Annotated in this window: 11 protein-coding genes; 2 read left to right on the top strand and 9 right to left on the bottom strand. The window is 63.0% G+C overall.

The genetic code is table 11. From position 1 onward, the window contains the following. Positions 1 to 92 precede the first annotated feature (92 nt). The gene (mutS, locus tag NCHOL11_RS00405; RefSeq protein WP_097090579.1) at positions 93 to 2,738 is read left to right on the top strand and encodes a DNA mismatch repair protein MutS; all 2,646 of its coding nucleotides are present in this window, start codon (positions 93 to 95) and stop codon (positions 2,736 to 2,738) included. Between the two features lie 15 nt (positions 2,739 to 2,753). After that, on the top strand, positions 2,754 to 5,516 hold the full coding sequence (locus NCHOL11_RS00400; protein ID WP_097090578.1) for a [protein-PII] uridylyltransferase: 2,763 nt from the start codon (positions 2,754 to 2,756) through the stop codon (positions 5,514 to 5,516). Positions 5,517 to 5,525: 9 nt separating this feature from the next. Here NCHOL11_RS00400 and NCHOL11_RS00395 read toward each other — a convergent pair whose 3' ends face one another. The 9 genes from NCHOL11_RS00395 to pgmG all read right to left on the bottom strand — a co-directional run bounded on the left by NCHOL11_RS00395 (position 5,526) and on the right by pgmG (position 16,885). Then, positions 5,526 to 6,026: a L,D-transpeptidase family protein gene (locus NCHOL11_RS00395; RefSeq protein ID WP_097090577.1), complete on the bottom strand. Its 501-nt coding sequence runs from the start codon at positions 6,024 to 6,026 to the stop codon at positions 5,526 to 5,528. Further along, a complete protein-coding gene (gene ribA, locus NCHOL11_RS00390) occupies positions 6,023 to 7,081 on the bottom strand; it encodes a GTP cyclohydrolase II (protein ID WP_097090576.1) in 1,059 nt (352 codons plus the stop codon). The genes NCHOL11_RS00395 and ribA overlap by 4 nt, the downstream gene beginning before the upstream one ends. Before the next feature lie 13 nt (positions 7,082 to 7,094). After that, on the bottom strand, positions 7,095 to 7,892 hold the full coding sequence (xth, locus tag NCHOL11_RS00385; RefSeq protein WP_097090575.1) for an exodeoxyribonuclease III: 798 nt from the start codon (positions 7,890 to 7,892) through the stop codon (positions 7,095 to 7,097). Positions 7,893 to 8,159: 267 nt separating this feature from the next. Further along, a complete protein-coding gene (locus NCHOL11_RS00380) occupies positions 8,160 to 8,798 on the bottom strand; it encodes a LolA family protein (RefSeq protein ID WP_097090574.1) in 639 nt (212 codons plus the stop codon). A gap of 264 nt (positions 8,799 to 9,062) precedes the next feature. After that, positions 9,063 to 11,384 carry an FtsK/SpoIIIE family DNA translocase gene (locus NCHOL11_RS00375; protein ID WP_097090573.1) on the bottom strand — a complete coding sequence of 774 codons (2,322 nt, stop codon included), beginning with the start codon at positions 11,382 to 11,384 and terminating at the stop codon, positions 9,063 to 9,065. Between the two features lie 152 nt (positions 11,385 to 11,536). After that, positions 11,537 to 12,460 (bottom strand): DMT family transporter, encoded by a 924-nt coding sequence (locus NCHOL11_RS00370; RefSeq protein ID WP_097090572.1) that lies wholly within the window; start codon positions 12,458 to 12,460, stop codon positions 11,537 to 11,539. Positions 12,461 to 12,665: 205 nt separating this feature from the next. Continuing rightward, positions 12,666 to 13,826, bottom strand: a complete 1,161-nt coding sequence (gene ispG, locus NCHOL11_RS00365) for a flavodoxin-dependent (E)-4-hydroxy-3-methylbut-2-enyl-diphosphate synthase (RefSeq protein ID WP_097090571.1) — start codon at positions 13,824 to 13,826, stop codon at positions 12,666 to 12,668. Positions 13,827 to 13,877: 51 nt separating this feature from the next. Then, the gene (locus NCHOL11_RS00360) at positions 13,878 to 15,185 is read right to left on the bottom strand and encodes an OmpP1/FadL family transporter (RefSeq protein ID WP_097090570.1); all 1,308 of its coding nucleotides are present in this window, start codon (positions 15,183 to 15,185) and stop codon (positions 13,878 to 13,880) included. A 329-nt stretch (positions 15,186 to 15,514) separates the two neighbouring features. Then, positions 15,515 to 16,885, bottom strand: coding sequence for a phosphoglucomutase/phosphomannomutase PgmG (gene pgmG / locus NCHOL11_RS00355; protein WP_097090569.1), 1,371 nt, complete (start codon positions 16,883 to 16,885; stop codon positions 15,515 to 15,517).

Genomic DNA, 16,885 nt, shown 5'->3' with positions numbered 1-16,885 from the left:
CTAGCGGCAAGGCGGACCTGTCGGCAAGCGCACGGCCACCTTTTTTCCACACCCTTTCCTGATCTGCTGCTTGCCGCTATCGCCAAAAGGCCATGCACAGCCCCAAGGATATCGCAGCGAGCCAGCCGACGCCGATGATGGCGCAATATCTGGCGCTGAAGGCGGAGGCGCAGGATTGCCTGCTCTTCTATCGCATGGGCGATTTTTTCGAACTTTTTTTCGACGATGCAAAGGCGGCGGCGGCCACACTGGACATCGCGCTCACCAGCCGGGGGGAACATGGCGGCGCACCGATCCCGATGTGCGGCGTACCGGTGCACAGCGCGGAAAATTATCTCGCCCGGCTGATCAAGGCAGGGCACCGGGTCGCCATCGCCGAGCAGACGGAGACCCCCGCCGAGGCGAAGGCGCGGGGCAGCAAGGCGCTCGTCGCACGTGCGATCGTGCGGTATGTGACGGCGGGCACGCTCACCGAGGAGACGCTGCTCGATTCCCGGCGCGACAATATGCTGGTTGCGCTTGCGCAGACAGGCGGTGAAGGCACCGGCGAAATCGGGATTGCCGCCGCCGACATTTCAACAGGTCGGTTCGAGACGCTGACCTTGCGGTCGAGCGATCTTCCGGCAGAGCTGGCACGACTGAGGCCCAGTGAGATCGTACTGCCCGATGGGTTCGATCTTGATCTGCCCGAGGCACATCCGTTCGACCGTGCAGCCTTTTCGAGCAACCGGGCGGAGACGGCGCTCAAGCGGCTCTTTGGTGTCGCCACTCTCGACGGATTCGGTCAGTTCAGCCGGACGGAGCTTGCCGCGATGGGCGGGCTTATCGCCTATCTCGACCATGCGGGCAAGGGCACCCTGCCCTTCCTGGCTCCCCCCGTGCGGAAGACGAGCGGCGCGCATGTGGCGATCGACGCCGCGACGCGGGAAAGCCTGGAAATCACCGCCACGATGAGCGGCGCGAGGGCCGGGAGCCTGTTGGGGGCAGTGGACAGGACCGTCACGGGCGCAGGCGCGCGGCTGCTCGCACAGGATCTGTCGGCTCCGCTGATGGATCAAGAGCTCATCGAGGCCCGGCTTGGACTGGTGCAACTGCTCCATGACGACCCGCTGCTCCGCGATCAGCTGCGTGCTGCGCTGAGGGCCCTTCCCGATATCGGGCGAGCGTTGGGACGGATCGCCGTAGGTCGGGGAAGTCCGCGTGACCTAGGGCAGCTTCGCGACGGCCTGAATGAGGCACGGATGCTGCGCGAGCGGCTGGGCAGATTGGCTGATCAGCCGCTTCTGCTCCGGCAATTATTGCCAGCGCTGGACGGCCATGGAGCGCTGGTCGACAGTCTATCCCGCGCATTGGTGCCCACCCCTCCGACAGAGACGGCCAATGGCGGCTATATCGCCGATGGCTACGACTCGGCACTCGACGAACTGCGGCGGATGGCCGGTGACGGCAGGCGCGCCATCGCGGCCCTGGAAGCCAGCTATCGTGAGCGTACCGGCATCGCATCGCTGAAGATCCGGCATAATGGCGTGCTCGGCTATCATGTCGAAGTACCCGCCCGATCCGCCGACCCGCTGATGCAACCGGACAGCGGCTTCACCCATCGCCAGACGCTGGCAGGCGTGGTGCGGTTCAACTCGGTCGACCTGCATGAGCAGGCCGGGCGTGTCGCGCAGGCAGGCGCCCATGCACTGGTGGCCGAAGCGGCCCATCTGGAGGATCTGATCGAGACGGCGCTGGCGCGCAAGGCGGAGATCGCGTCTGCAGCGGATGCGCTCGCCAGGCTGGATGTCGCGGCTGCGCTGGCGGAGCGGGCCGCCGAAGGGGGCTGGCAGCGGCCCCACTTCCTGCTGCAGGATGGCGAAGGACCGTGCCTGCAGATCATCGGTGGCCGTCACCCCGTCGTCGAGGACGCGCTGCGCAAGGAAGGGCAGCCCTTTGTCGCGAATGACTGCTGCCTGGGTGCCGATGATCGGCTTTGGCTGGTTACCGGGCCCAATATGGGCGGCAAGTCCACCTTCCTGCGACAAAATGCGCTGATCGTGATATTGGCGCAGGCAGGGAGCTATGTTCCGGCGCAGTCGGCGACGCTGACGTTGGTGGATCGGTTGTTCAGCCGGGTCGGTGCTTCGGACAATCTCGCGCGCGGACGATCGACCTTCATGGTGGAGATGGTCGAAACCGCGGCCATCCTGGCGCAGGCGACCGAGCGCAGCTTCGTCATCCTGGACGAAGTCGGACGCGGCACATCGACCTATGACGGGCTGGCTCTTGCGTGGGCTGTTGTTGAAGCGGTGCATGAGGTCAATCGCTGCCGCTGCCTCTTCGCCACCCACTATCATGAGCTGACGCGATTGGCGGAAACGCTCTCCTCGCTGTCCCTCCACCATGTGCGCGCGCGGGAATGGAAAGGCGACCTCATATTGCTGCATGAGGTGGCACCTGGGCCAGCCGATCGCAGCTATGGCCTTGCCGTCGCGCGGCTGGCGGGATTGCCGCCCGCTGTGCTCAAGCGGGCCAAGGATGTGCTGAACAGGTTGGAAGCAGGCCGCGCCAAAACGGGCGGCATTGCGGCGGGGCTTGGCGACCTTCCCCTCTTCGCCGCTGCCGCCGCGCAGGAGGAAGAGAAGGTCGATGCCCTGCGCGCCGCCATCGACCTGATCGATGCCGACGCCCTTTCTCCGCGCGAGGCGCTGGAGCAGCTTTATCACTTGAAACAACTGGCCGCGGCCAGCAGCTGACATTAGATTGAGCCGATGGTCATGCAGTACCCCTCCCTCGGCTCCCGCCGGTCCATCATCGATCGTCGCGCGATTTCAGATCGTATCCATGATCTGGCGCGGGAGCACAGGAGTGATCCGGCGAAGCTGCGGGGCCTGATCGTCCGGGAACTAAAGTCAGCCCTCGACGCGGGGCGCCTGGACGTTTCAAGGCGGTTGGAAGCCAAGCCGACGCGCGGACGGGAGGCTGTGACGGCCTTCGCTTTCCTGATCGATCAGATTTTGCGGCTGCTGTACGACGCGACGACGCATCATCTTTATCCCGCCAGCAATCGCAGTACCGGTGAGCGCATCACGCTGATGGCGGTGGGCGGCTATGGGCGCGGCGAGATGGCGCCCCACAGCGATGTCGATATCGCCTTCATCACGCCATGGAAGCCGACCGGATGGACCGAGCAGGTCATCGAATCGATGCTCTATTCGCTCTGGGACCTGGGGCTGAAGGTCGGACATTCCAGCCGGTCGATCGATGAAACCATGCGCATGGCCAAGGCGGACCTGACGGTTCGCACGGCGGTGCTGGAGGCGCGCTATGTGTGGGGTGACCGCGCGCTATATGAGGAAACCGCCCGGCGCTTCGATGCCGAAGTGATGCAGGGAACCGCCCGCGCGTTCGTGACCGAAAAGCTGGAAGAGCGGGACGAGCGGCACAAGCGGATGGGTGACAGCCGCTATGTCGTCGAACCCAATGTCAAGGAAGGCAAGGGGGGCCTGCGCGACCTCCATACGCTGTTCTGGATCGGCAAATATGTGAACCGGGTGAAGTCCGTTGCCGAACTGGTGGATGTCGGCCTGCTCACCGACCTTGAACTGCGGCAGTTCCAGAAGGCGGAGGACTTCCTGTGGGCCGTGCGGTGCCATCTGCACATGATCACCGGGCGGGCGGAGGACCGTCTGACGTTCGATCTGCAATTGGAAACGGCGACACGAATGCATTTTACCGGGCGGCAAGGCCGGTCCGGGGTGGAGCGCTTCATGCGCTATTATTTCCTGAACGCGAAGATCGTCGGCGACCTGACCGCCGTGTTCCTGGCGCATCTCGATGATCAGCTGGGCGCCAAGGGCCGACGCTACATTCCGTCCATTTTCCGCCGTCCAAAGAAGCTGGACGGTTTCGTGCTGGACCGCGGCCGCCTCGCGCTGCCAAGCGACGACTTCTTCCAACAGAATCCAGTGCGGCTGCTGGAGATTTTCGCCGTGGCCGACCGTCATGAACTGGCCATTCACCCGAGCGCGATGCGCGCGGCGAGCCGGGATGCGGGCCTTATCACGGCCAAGGTCCGCCGAGATGCCCGCGCCAACGCCGCCTTCATGGACGTGCTGACATCACGCCGCGATCCCGAAACCGTGCTGCGCTGGATGAACGAGTCGAGCGTCTTCGGCCGCTTCATCCCCGATTTTCGGCGCGTCGTCGCACAGATGCAGTTCGACATGTACCATCATTACACGGTCGATGAGCATACCATCCGCGCTGTCGGGCTTCTGGCGCGTGTGGAAAAGGGCGATCTGGAAGAGGATCACCCGCTTTCGACCGAAATCATGGGAAGGCTGCTGTCGCGCCGGGTCCTCTATGTCGCGGTTCTGCTCCACGACATCGCCAAGGGGCGAGGAGGCGACCACAGCATATTGGGTGCAGAGGTCGCGGAACATCTCTGCCCGCGTCTGGGGCTGTCCGCTGCGGAAACCGAGACCGTTGCCTGGCTGGTGCGGCACCATCTGCTGATGTCGGCCACCGCCTTCAAGCGCGACCTGGCGGATTACAAGACGATCCTGGATTTCGTGGAGGTGGTGCAAAGCCCGGAGCGACTGCGCCTCCTCCTTTGCCTCACTGTCGTGGATATCCGCGCCGTCGGGCCTGGCGTATGGAACAGCTGGAAGCGGCAGCTTCTGGGCGACCTGTATGAAGCTGCCGAGGAAGTATTGCGCCTTGGCCACAAGCAAAAGGGACGCAGCGAGCGTGTCACCGCCAAGCAGGAATCGCTGCGAAACGCACTTGGCATGACGAAGGCCGAGTTCCAGAAGCTCAGCAATCGCCTGCCCGAATCCTACTGGATCGCCGAGCCCGAAGACATTCTGATCCACAATGCGCAGCATATATTGGCGTCCGGCGACGCGCCGCTGTCGATTGCTGCGCAATATTATCCGCAGCGCGGCGCGACGCTGGTCACCGTCTATGCCGCCGACCATCCCGGCCTGTTCTACCGGATTGCCGGTGCCATTCACCTGGCGGGCGGCAACATCATCGACGCGCGCATCCACACCACGCGGGATGGCGTCGCGATCGACAATTTCCTGGTGCAAGACCCGCTGGGCGGCGCTTTCCACAGCCCGGAGCAGTTGACCCGCATCCGCAATGCGATCGAGGATTCGCTGGCCAACCGTCACCGCATGATCACGAAGCTGGAAGCGCGCCCCCTGTCCCGCACCCGTGCCGAGGCGTTCCGCATCGAACCCAATGTGCTGATCGACAACAAGGCATCCAACCGCTTCACGGTGATCGAGGTCAATGCCCGCGATCGCCCTGCCCTGCTGTTCAGTCTCGCCAACGCGCTCTTCCAGTCGAAGGTCACGGTGCATAGCGCCCATGTCGCCACCTATGGCGAAAGGGCGGTCGACACCTTTTACGTGACGGACCTTTTGGGCGGTAAGATCGAGAGCAAGGCGCGCATCCAGACATTGGAACGGCGGCTGCTGGAGGCTGCGGGCGATCAGGCGGATGAAGCGCTTCAGCAGGCCTGATTGCCGCCGCTAGACGATCTCCACCGTGTCGCCCGGGGCGAGCATCGGCAACAGCTTCAGCATGTCACCGCGATCGATCGCGATGCAGCCAGCGGTCGGACGACCTTCGGAGAGGTGGAGGAATATGGCACTCCCCTGCCCTGGCACCGGCGGCGCGTCATTGTGGCCGAGTATGATGATCACGTCATAGGCATCATCTTCACGCAGCAACGACTCGGCTGAAAAAGGCCGTGGCAGATGGACTGGGCGGTTATAGGCGGGATCAGCCGGATCATCGGACCAGCCATCGCCCTCCCTCACCCACCGCCAGGGAAGCTGGATAGCGGCGGGATCAATCTTCCCCTGGCGCAGCAACACGCCACGCAGCGGCCATTCGCCCAAAGGAGTGCAACCATCCCCTTCCCGCTTGTCGGCCGCCGCGCAAACGCCGCTGCGGCCCAGCGTAAATTCGATATCCAACGTACCGAACTGAAGTCGGCCGCTGGCGCTGTCGACTTGGATGACGCTCATAGCTGGTGCCCGGTGCGGTCGCGCTTGGTAGCCAGATATTGTTCGTTATGGGGATTGGCCGCCAATATGATGGGCAGGCGCTCGGCGACCTTGACGCCGGCTTGCTCCAACCCCTCGACCTTCTTCGGGTTGTTGGTGAGCAGCCTGACCTCATCGATACCCAACAATTCGAGCATGCGCGCCGCTACGGAAAAATCCCGCGCATCGATGGCAAAGCCGAGGCGGATATTGGCGTCGACCGTATCGAAGCCCTGATCCTGCAAAGCGTAGGCGCGCAGCTTGTTGATCAGGCCGATGCCGCGCCCCTCCTGCCTGAGATAAAGCAGCACGCCCCAGCGAGAGTCGGCGATCCGGTGCAGCGCCTCATGCAGTTGCGGGCCACAATCGCATTTGAGGCTCCCGAGAACATCGCCCGTCAGGCACTCGCTATGCAGCCGCACCACGGGCGGCGAGTCATCGCGCGTGCCGATGACCAGCGCGACATGCTCGCGCGGCTCATCAGGACTGCGGAAGGCGATGATCTCGGCCGTTTCACTTGTAGAGACCGGCAACCGGGCGCGCGTTGCGATCGCAAGGTGCGCCGCATCGCCATAAGCGTCGATGTCGGCTGCATCGACTGACGCTTCGCTTGATCCTTCTGATCCAACGAAGAAGGCGGGAAGAATGCCCGCGAGGCGGGCGAGCCTGAGCGTCGCTTTCGCTGCAAGCGGCGCGCCGAGCGGCTTTGCGGCAAATGGCCCCTTCAAGGGTGATGAGAGGTCGAGCACCGGATCAGCGATCGCAGCCGCCACATCGCCATCGATCCAGGGGGCGCGGGCGATCAGCACCGGCATGTCGGGATCAGCCGCCGCCAACTGGTTGGCAAGCTTCAACGTCTCGCCTCTGGCCGCCGCGACCAATATGTCAGCCTTGCCCGAAGGATCGAAAGCCTTCAGCGTCACAGCGTCCGCGCCTTCTACAGCCATGACATGCACGACGCCGTCCGCTGCATGGACGCTGATGGCCCAGCCACGACGCAGGGCATCTATTGCACGGGCGGCAGCGCGGGCGTTCATGACAAGAGCCTCATCAGAAGGCGAACTCCGTGATGATCGGAATATGATCCGACGGCTTGACCCAGCTTCGCGCCGGTTCGACGACCCGATGTGAGACGGCCTTGTCAGCGACGTCCTGCGTCATCCACATATGGTCCAGCCGCCGTCCCCGGTCGGACTCCGCCCAGTCGCGCGCGCGATAGCTCCACCAGGTATAAAGGCGCTGGGGCGCGGGAAAGAATTTGCGGCCGATGTCCACCCAATTGTTAGAATCCTGCAACCGGTTGAGCAGTTCGCATTCGATCGCCGTATGGCTGACCACGTTCAGCAGTTGCTTGTGGCTCCACACATCACATTCCATCGGGGCGATATTGAAATCGCCGGTCAGGATGGTCGGCTTGTCTTCGAGCTGGGAAGACCACTCGATCATTCGCTCAAGGAAGTCGAGCTTCTGGCCGAACTTCGGATTGACCGTGCGGTCGGGAACATCGCCGCCCGCCGGGACGTAGACATTTTCGATGCGGACCCCATTGTCCAGACGGACGCCGACATGGCGCGCTTCCCCATTGGCTTGCCAGTCCAACCGGTCATCCTCATGGATCGGCACCTTGCTCATGATCGCGACGCCATGGTGCATGCGCTGTCCGTTCAGCACCTGATGAACATAACCCAAGCGCCGGAACATCTCCGTCGGGAATGTCTCGTTCACGACCTTTGTTTCCTGAAGGCAAAGAAGGTCAGGCGCTTCTTCGGTCAGGAAGCGTTCGACGATGTCGATTCGGGCGCGGACGCTGTTGATGTTCCAGGAGGCGATGCTGAGTGTCTTCGGCATGCTGATCCCCTAAGACCCTGTGAAGGCCCGCGCAAGCTTGGGCGCCGCGCCGCATGATCCTGACACAGTAAGACCCCCGCTCCGGGGGCATGGAACGGGGGTCTCGATCGCGCCCTTGAAGCGCTTTGCGGCGGGAGTGACATCCGAGTAACAGGGGGGAAATCCCGGATTTCGTCTCGCGCCGTGGAGTCCTTATTAGGGCTGCGGATATGAGCCCAAGATGAACAGGATTTATCGTATCACCGTCCATCTCACGCCAGACCCGCTTCATCCACCGGCAGCACGCCCTTTCGGCCGTGGGTCTGTCCAGCGGAACGCAGAATCAGCAACGGGAACGCCGTAACGCTGGTTCGACAGACGAACCGTCGTGCGATTATTCTGCGAATCCAGCGCCACCCAGCCATAGAGTTGCAGGCCAGCCGGGCCAGCCGGGTCCTTCTGGAAGATCATCGTGATGGTCCCGAACTCGGGCCGCTTGGGATCGCGCGCCTGTACACTGATGACCTTCGGATCGCCGGTCTGGATCAGCTTGCCGAAGCGGGACAGGTCCTTCTTCGGGTCGAGCAAGGCGCCGAGCGGCGAGCTGCCGATCGGCCAGCGCTGTACCTGACGGACCTCATAGTCGATCATGGTCAATGCCTTGCCATCCCCGACGATGAGCAGCGGCACCCCCTTCTGATATTGGAACCGCACCTTGCCCGGTTGCCTGATGGTGAGCTTGCCCGACAATGTCTGACCGGCGCGGTCGGTTTGCACGAAGTCGGCCGTCATGGTCGTGACGCCACGAATATAGGCATTTACCTGGGCCAAGCCGCCCTGCGCCTGCTGCGCTGGTGCGGGCGACGCAGGGATGATCAGGGGCGCGGCGGCCAGAGCCAAGGCGAGGGGCGCAACCAAGCGCTTCATGTATTTTTCTCCGCTTTGTTGAGAAAACAATATGTAAGGTCAGGCGTTGAACCCATCGTGAACTGATGCGTTCCTGATCGCGCGCGCCAATAAGGCCGTTCTGCAGCCGGATGTAAATTCCTGGCAGATCAAAAAAAAGGCTGGTCCGAAGACCAGCCTGGAAAGTTTTAGGAGAGGATGCCTGAAAGGCCCGTCCTTATTGAACGGTCCCGATCATTATCGCAAATGCGTTGAGCATCGCCCCGATTGCGTTTTTCGCAATCGTCAAAGCGGATTGCCATTTTCGTCGCGCAGCACTTCACGGCGTCCGACATGGTTGGGGGCACCGACCAGCCCTTCTTCCTCCATCCGTTCTATGAGGCGCGCGGCTGAATTATAGCCGATGCGAAGCTGGCGCTGGAGCCAACTGGTCGAGGCTTTCTGATTCTCGAACACCAGCTGACACGCCTTGCGGAACAGCTGAGCGTCGGGGCTGTCATCGCCCAGATCCACCCCATCCAGGGCAAAGCTGCCCTCTTCGGGTTCCTCGGTTACGGCGGCGATATAGTCGGGCTGGCCCTGCGCGCGCCAATGATCGGCGACGACGCGCACCTCATCATCGGACACGAACGGTCCATGGACGCGCATCAGCCCTTTGCCGCCATGCATGTAGAGCATGTCGCCCTTGCCCAGCAGTTGCTCGGCGCCCTGTTCGCCCAGGATCGTGCGGCTATCGATCTTCGAGGTCACGAAGAAGCTGATGCGGGTCGGCAAGTTCGCCTTGATGACGCCGGTGATGACGTCGACCGATGGGCGCTGGGTCGCGAGGATCAGGTGGATGCCTGCAGCGCGCGCTTTCTGTGCAAGGCGCTGGATCAGGAATTCCACTTCCTTGCCCGCCGTCATCATCAGGTCGGCAAGTTCGTCCACCACCACCACTATCTGGGGCAGCGGCTGGAAGTCGAGCTGTTCTTCCTCGTAGATCGGCTTGCCGGTTTCGGGATCATAGCCGGTCTGGACGCGGCGGCCGAGCGGCTTGCCCTTGGCCTTCGCCGCCCGGACCTTCTCATTGTAATTGGCGAGGTTGCGGACGGAGATCGACGCCATCATGCGATAGCGGTCCTCCATCTGCTCGACCGCCCATTTCAAAGCGCGGATCGCCTTGCTCGGCTCGGTAACGACCGGTGACAGCAGATGCGGGATGTCGTCATAGGTCGACAGTTCCAGCATCTTGGGATCGATCATGATGAGGCGCAGCTGATCCGGCGTCATGCGATAGAGCAGCGACAGAATCATGGCGTTGAGACCAACCGACTTACCCGAGCCGGTGGTGCCCGCGATCAGCAGGTGCGGCATGGGGGCGAGGTCAGCGATGATCGGCTCGCCCGATATGTTCTTGCCCAGGATGATCGGCAGGGTGGCGTCCTGCGCAAATTGTTCGGACGTGATCAACTCGCGGAACGACACGCCTTCGCGATTGGCGTTGGGGAGTTCGATACCGATGACGGTGCGGCCGGGAATGGTGGCGACGCGGGCTGACAGCGCGGACATGTTGCGGGCGATGTCGTCAGCCAGCGCGATCACGCGGCTCGCCTTTATGCCGGGCGCGGGTTCCAACTCGTACATGGTGACGACCGGGCCGGGGCGCACTTCGACGATGTTGCCTTTGACATGGAAGTCATCGAGCACGGATTCGAGCAGGCGCGCATTGCGTTCAAGCGCCGCCTTGTCGATCTTCTGCGCCTGCCCAGCCGGAATCGGGTTGAGCAGATCGGCCGAGGGAAGCGAGCTGTTGCCGAACAGGTCATCCTGAGACACCGGCGCCATTTGCCGCTGGGCGGGCGCGGGTTTGGGAGTCTGGATGGTGATTGGCGGCTTGGGCTCGTTCGACACGGCGCGCCGGGGCGCGATGACGCGTTCCTCTGCACCTTCATCATCATCGTCGGCTTCGGCGGGCGCGTTGCCCGCGAAGGCAAGCGCGGGCTTGGGCAGGCTGAGACGCGGCAGGGTCGGGCGGCGCAGAGCTAGTATCGGCTTTTCCAGCGCAAGACTGCGATACCAGGTGAAGAAACCGGCGATCAGCATCAAAATGACGAGAATGCCGGTGATCCACCCTTGCGCAGCGGGCGCGGCGGAGGTGAGGCTGCGCACGCCGTTGGCGGTGGCGAGGCCGATGAGGCCGCCCCAGCCCGAAGGCAAGTCGATGAGCGAGTCCGGTTGGAACATCGCAAGCGCCATGCCGATGAGGACGATGCCGAGCAGGCATTTGCCGAACTGCCCTTTCCAGCCGGTCATGTCCTGATCGCCCCAAAGACGGCGGGCAGTGATCGCCAGCAGCGGCAGGACAAGGGCGACGGGGACGCCGAGCAGGGTGAAGAGGAAGGCGGAGACCCAGGCGCCGGGCCAGCCCATGATGTTCTGCACCTGATTGTCGGCGACGGTCATCATCGATGGGTCGCTCAGGCGGAAGCTGAGCAGGGCGAGCGCCAGGAACAGGGTAGCCAGCATCAACGCGATCGCGCTGATCAGCGCGCCGCTGCGGATGAGGCTGCGTTTCAGCATTTCGCGCCATTCCGGCGTGCGCTTTGCTCCGCGGCTGACAGCCATGGCTTTCGAATGTCCCCCAAATGTTCCGTTCCGGCACAATGCGCCGAGCGAGGAGTGTGCGTCAAGAGTCCGCTGTTTCGGCTGGTCGTGGGAAAGTCATGAAGGAAGTGGTGAGAAAAACGCGTTTTTCAGCGGACGTCGAAATCGACAAGTCATGCGATTCCTTCATGCATTTGCGCTGGCGGACCGGAGCGCATCGCGATGAGACAGCCCGCGACGATCAGCGCCGCGCCCGCGATGGTGGAGAGGGTCAGCCGTTCGCCAAAGGCAAGCCACCCGATGATCGCGGCCCAGAGGAAGGCCGTATATTCAACCGGGATCAGATGCTGCGCCTCCGCCCGCGCATAGGCCCAGGCAAAGGCGGCGAGTGAGGTGAAGGCGAACCCCGCGCAGGCGGCGATCAGCAGGAAGGAGGCGGGCACGGGCAGATCGAGGCGGAGGGGCACGAGATCGGGTGCCGCCCAAGCAGCGATGGCGCAGAGACCAAAGAGGATGAACATGATGCCATGCTGGAAGAAGGCTACCTCCACCGGCGAGGCGAGCTGCGCCTGCTGACGCTGGATGATGAGGTTCCATGCGAAAAGGACAGCGGAAACCAGCACGGCGATGGCGCCGAGCAGGGCGTCCCAATCATAGCTGTCCTGCATCCGGCCGGACAGGATGACGGCAACGCCGACCAGGCCGAGCAGCGACGCGCTGATGGCGCGCTTGCCGATCCGTTCGCCAAGCAACAACGCGGCGAGATAAAGGGCGATGAGCGGCGCGATGAAGGATAGCGCGATGGCTTCGGCAAGCGGCATGCGCATCAGCGCCCAGAAGAAGAGGCTGGCCATCAGCGTCACGACGACGCCGCGCAGGACATGGAGGCGCAGCACCGCCCTGTCCGGCCAGCGGTGGCCGGTCGGCAGCATGATGGCGAGGCCGAGCAGCGTTCCGGCAAGCGCGCGCCAGAACAGGGCGTTGAAAAGGCCGATCGAGAGGCTCAAGCCTTTCATCGTCGCGTCCATGATGGCGAACAGCAGGACGGCGAGACAGGAGACCGCGAAGGGGATGGCGAGGGAGCGGCTTTGGGTCATGAGGTCATGGCATCGGTTGGGATGGTCGTTGGAGTTTGCCTAAGAAAGGGCCTTCGGCTGCCTGCTTGCAGCAGACGCTCAGGAGCAGGCTTCGACAAGCTCAGCCCGAACGGGGGTTGGGCGGAACCGCAGAGGAGAGGTCAAGCTCAGCGGGACCGTCTTAGGCAAGCAGGCTGGTGAGCGATCGAGAAGAAAGCCCCCTCCCCTATTCCGCCGCCTGCGCGCGTCCTGCGTCCGTTGTTTCCGCCTCGATCTTTGCCGCTTCGATCTCCGCTGCCTTGGCTTCGACCAGCTGGACGATATGGTCGATCATGCCTTCATCCTGGATGGTGTGGTCGGTGAGGCCGGAGAGATAGACCATGTGCTTGCCTGCGCCGCCGCCGGTAAGGCCGATGTCGGTTTCGCGCGCTTCGCCCGGGCCGTTCACGACGCAGCCCAGGACCGAGAGCGACAAGGGCGTGTGGATATGCTGGAGCCGTTCCTCCAGCGCCTGAACGGTGCGGATGACGTCGAAACCCTGGCGCGCGCAGCTGGGGCAGGAGATGACCTTCACCCCGCGCGTGCGGATGCCGAGGGACTTCAGGATCTCATAGCCGACGCGCACTTCCTCCTCCGGTTCGGCGGAGAGGGACACGCGAATGGTGTCGCCGACCCCGGCCCAGAGCAAGTTGCCGATCCCGATCGCGCTTTTCACCGTGCCGCCGATCAGGCCGCCCGCTTCGGTGATGCCAAGGTGCAGGGGGCAATCGACCGCGTCGGCGAGTTGCATATAGGCAGCGACGGCAAGGAAGACGTCGCTCGCCTTCACCGCAACCTTATATTCGTGGAAGTCCTGATCCTGCAGCAGCTTGATATGATCGAGCGCGCTTTCCACCAGCGCCTCCGGGCAAGGCTCGCCATATTTTTCGAGCAGGTCCTTTTCCAGGCTGCCCGCGTTGACGCCGATGCGGATCGCGCAGCCATTCGCCTTGGCGGCGTCCACCACTTCCTTGACGCGCGCCTCCGACCCGATGTTGCCGGGATTGATGCGCAGGCAGGCCGCACCCGCGTCGGCCGCTTCGAGTGCGCGCTTATAGTGAAAATGGATATCGGCGACGATCGGCACGCGGGCGGCGCGCACGATCTGCTTCAATGCGGCAGTCGATTCCTCGTCCGGGCAGGACACGCGGATGATGTCGACGCCGACTTCCTCGCAGCGGCGAATCTGGTCGATCGTCGCGCGCACATCATGGGTCGGCGTGTTCGTCATCGTCTGCACGGTGACGGGCGCGCCGCCCCCCACCGGCACATTGCCCACCATGATCTGGCGGCATTGACGCCGGGCGATGTCGCGCCAGGGACGCAGGCCGGGATTATGGTCGGACATGAACTGGGGGCTCCGTGCTGATGGAGCCCCTATAGTCATTCGCGGACCAAGTTAGAAGCGTGCCGTCACCGATGCGGCAATCTGATCGGCATTGCCGCTGGTCCGGGACAGGGTGGTGACGGTCGTCGCCGCCGCAGTTCCGGCATAATAGGTGTCGGGGCGGATGATCGTCGCCTTTTCCACGAAATTATGCGCGTAGCTGAGATTGAGGGCGAGATTGGGCGAGACATTATAGGTCGCCCCTGCCGACAGCCAGGCGCGATCGCCATCGGGCACGCGGGTCGTCAGGAACTGCGCATTGGTGGGCGTGCGATCGAACATCGTGCCCGCGCGCAGGGTCAGCGCCGGATTGACATCATATTCGCCGCCCAGGCTGACGCTGTAGCTGTCCCTGTAATCCAGTTCCTTGACCGAGGTGCGGCCACCGGCCGTGATCGCGATCGATTTGAAAACCGACCAATTATACCAGCGCGCGCTGATCAAGGCGCGCAGGCGCGGCGTCAACCGGTGCATGAAACCGGCGGTCACGATGTCGGGAAGATTGAGCGGGGCGCTGACACCGGTGCTGCCATTCTGGGCGGCAAGGAGGCTTTGCAGGCCCGATATGGTCTGACTGCCCGTCATGCTATGATCGATGCCCGACCGATAGGAAATGCCAATATTTGTCACGCCGTTGGTGTAGAAAAGGCCAGCGTGCCATCCGACGCTCCAATCCTTCCCTTTCACCTCCGCAAGCCCATCGGCCGCGATGAGCGGCGAGAGCTGCGGCAAGGCGTTGGTCAGCGTGACTTTCACATATTGCACGTCCACGCCGCCGCCGATGGAGAAATGATCGTCCAGCTTGTAGGCGGCCGATCCCTGCATGTTATAGGTCTTCAGGTCGGTGTGGAGGGAGTCGTAGCGGCCAAAAAAGCCGTCATCATAGGCAAGCTTCAGCCCGAACGGCGCATTGACGCCCGCGCCGATCCAGAGCCGGTCCGTGACCTGCCCCGTGACATAGAAGCTGGGCACGGGGATGAGTTTGTCGAACGGATTGCCGCCGGAATTGCCAGCAACTGGAACGGTGGCGCCGGGCAGCCCGGGGACGGTGCGATTGCTGCCCTGATTTTGCTGGCTCGCAGTCGCGAACAGGGCAATCACCCCAGCAGACAGTTGAACGCCCGGAAGCTCCGTCATGGCGGCGGGGTTGAAATAGATGGCGGAAGGATCATCGGCAGCCGCGCCCGCACCGGAAAGCGCCCGTCCGGTCTCCTTGGGCGATTGTTCCTGAAGATAGAAGCCGCCTGCGAATGCTGGGAGTGGCAGTGCGACCAGCCCTGCGGACAGACAAGCGCTGGCAGCGCGGCGGCTTAGAAACATGCAGATCCCCCTTCTTCAAACCCGTGCGGCGCGAAGCGCGCAGATGTGGCACCGGCTATGGCAGCGATATGGTAAATTTCCCGTTCGGAAAATCCGCTGTGGCCGCTGGAGGCAAAAAAAAGCCGCCCCAAGGGACGGCCTGAAAGTTTTAGGAGAGGATGCCTGAAAGGCCCGTTCCTTGTGCAGATCGGCGCTGCTTTTCGCAACTGCGAAAGAAAACTACACGGTTGCGTTTATTGCAACTGTCGGTGAAACCGGCTGATGCCGTAGCGGAAGATGCAACCAGGAACGTTGACGGTTGCCGTTTTTTTTCGCTTTCCTCTGCTTCTTTACCCATCAAGGCCCGGCACATGCGGTGACAGATAACTCCACAGGTCGGTCCGAAGATGCTCGAGTCCGGGTTGATCGTGCGACTCGATTCTGGCGACCAATTCCGCCTGGGTGTTGGAGGCGCGCAATAGCCACCAGCCCTCTTGCCTCGTCACCCTGGCGCCATCGATGTCGTTCAGGATCGCGCCCTCCGCCCGCAGCCGGGCGATGATATCCCGCATGATCGCGAATTTGCGGTCCTCCTCGACGGCAAATCGCAGTTCGGGGGTGTTCACCAGCGGCGGCAGATCGTCATGCAGGGCCGTGATGGTCTTGCCCTCATAGCCTGCCATGCGGATGACGCGCAGCGCGGCGTACAGGCCGTCGTCAAAGCCCAGATAATCGTCGGCGAAGACGATGTGCCCGGTCATTTCGCCGCCCAAGGGGCTGCCGATCTGCTTCATCTTCGACTTGATATGGCTGTGCCCGGTTTTCCACATGAGCGGCTGGCCACCCAGCGCGGCGACCCGGTCGAACAGTATCTGGCTGCATTTCACGTCGGCGACGATGGTGGCGCCGGGCCGTTCCTGAAGCACTGGCGCGGCCAGCAGGGCGAGCAGCTGGTCGCCCCAGATGGTGCGGCCCTGTGCATCGACGACACCGACACGATCGCCGTCACCGTCGAAGGCCAGTCCGAAATGGAGCTTGTTCGCGAGGACAAGGTTGCGAAGGTCGTGCAGATTCTCCTCGATTGTCGGGTCGGGGTGATGATGGGGAAAATTGCCGTCTATTTCGGTGAAAAGCGTGTGATGCTCACCCGGCAGCAGCTTGACGAGCTTGTCCACGACCGGACCCGCTGCGCCATTGCCCGCGTCCCAGCCGATGCGCCAGGCGGTGCCGTCAAATCCTTCCATAAGCCGCGCGACATAGCAGTCCATGACGTCGATGGCGGAGCTGCTGCCGCTGCCCTCTTCCCAATCGCCAGCAGCGGCGATGGCGCCAAGACGGGCGATGTCGGGCCCAAAAAAGGCTTCATGCGCAAGTACCAGCTTGAAGCCATTGTGATCGGCGGGATTATGGCTGCCGGTTACCTGGATGCCGCCATCAACATCGAGCAGCGTTTCGGCATAATAGAGCATTGGCGTGGGGCCGATGCCGATGCGCAGTACGTCGATGCCGCAGGCTTGAAGGCCATCAGCCACCGCCTGCTCCAGCATGGGCGAACTGAGACGGCCGTCGTGCCCAAGCACGACCGCTGAACCGCCCCTGCGCCTGACGATCGTGCCGAAGCTGCGGCCGAAGGCATAGGCGTCTTCCTCGCCCAGTGTTTTGCCGACGATGCCGCGCATGTCATATTCGCGCAGCAGCGAAGGGTGGAAGTGGTGGGACAT

The sequence above is a fragment of the Novosphingobium sp. Chol11 genome (assembly GCF_900218065.1).
In the GTDB taxonomy this organism is placed as follows: Bacteria; Pseudomonadota; Alphaproteobacteria; order Sphingomonadales; family Sphingomonadaceae; genus Sphingobium; species Sphingobium agri.
This window is presented reverse-complemented; position numbering and strand designations above follow the sequence as displayed.

Excerpts from the sequence above, each read along its gene's own strand:
- mutS (WP_097090579.1), top strand. The coding sequence starts at position 93 with ATGCACAGCCCCAAGGATATCGCAGCGAGCCAGCCGACGCCGATGATG.
- NCHOL11_RS00400 (WP_097090578.1), top strand. The coding sequence starts at position 2,754 with ATGGTCATGCAGTACCCCTCCCTCGGCTCCCGCCGGTCCATCATCGAT.
- NCHOL11_RS00395 (WP_097090577.1), bottom strand. The coding sequence starts at position 6,026 with ATGAGCGTCATCCAAGTCGACAGCGCCAGCGGCCGACTTCAGTTCGGT.
- ribA (WP_097090576.1), bottom strand. The coding sequence starts at position 7,081 with ATGAACGCCCGCGCTGCCGCCCGTGCAATAGATGCCCTGCGTCGTGGC.
- xth (WP_097090575.1), bottom strand. The coding sequence starts at position 7,892 with ATGCCGAAGACACTCAGCATCGCCTCCTGGAACATCAACAGCGTCCGC.
- NCHOL11_RS00380 (WP_097090574.1), bottom strand. The coding sequence starts at position 8,798 with ATGAAGCGCTTGGTTGCGCCCCTCGCCTTGGCTCTGGCCGCCGCGCCC.
- NCHOL11_RS00375 (WP_097090573.1), bottom strand. The coding sequence starts at position 11,384 with ATGGCTGTCAGCCGCGGAGCAAAGCGCACGCCGGAATGGCGCGAAATG.
- NCHOL11_RS00370 (WP_097090572.1), bottom strand. The coding sequence starts at position 12,460 with ATGACCCAAAGCCGCTCCCTCGCCATCCCCTTCGCGGTCTCCTGTCTC.
- ispG (WP_097090571.1), bottom strand. The coding sequence starts at position 13,826 with ATGTCCGACCATAATCCCGGCCTGCGTCCCTGGCGCGACATCGCCCGG.
- NCHOL11_RS00360 (WP_097090570.1), bottom strand. The coding sequence starts at position 15,185 with ATGTTTCTAAGCCGCCGCGCTGCCAGCGCTTGTCTGTCCGCAGGGCTG.
- pgmG (WP_097090569.1), bottom strand. The coding sequence starts at position 16,885 with ATGTCCCACCACTTCCACCCTTCGCTGCTGCGCGAATATGACATGCGC.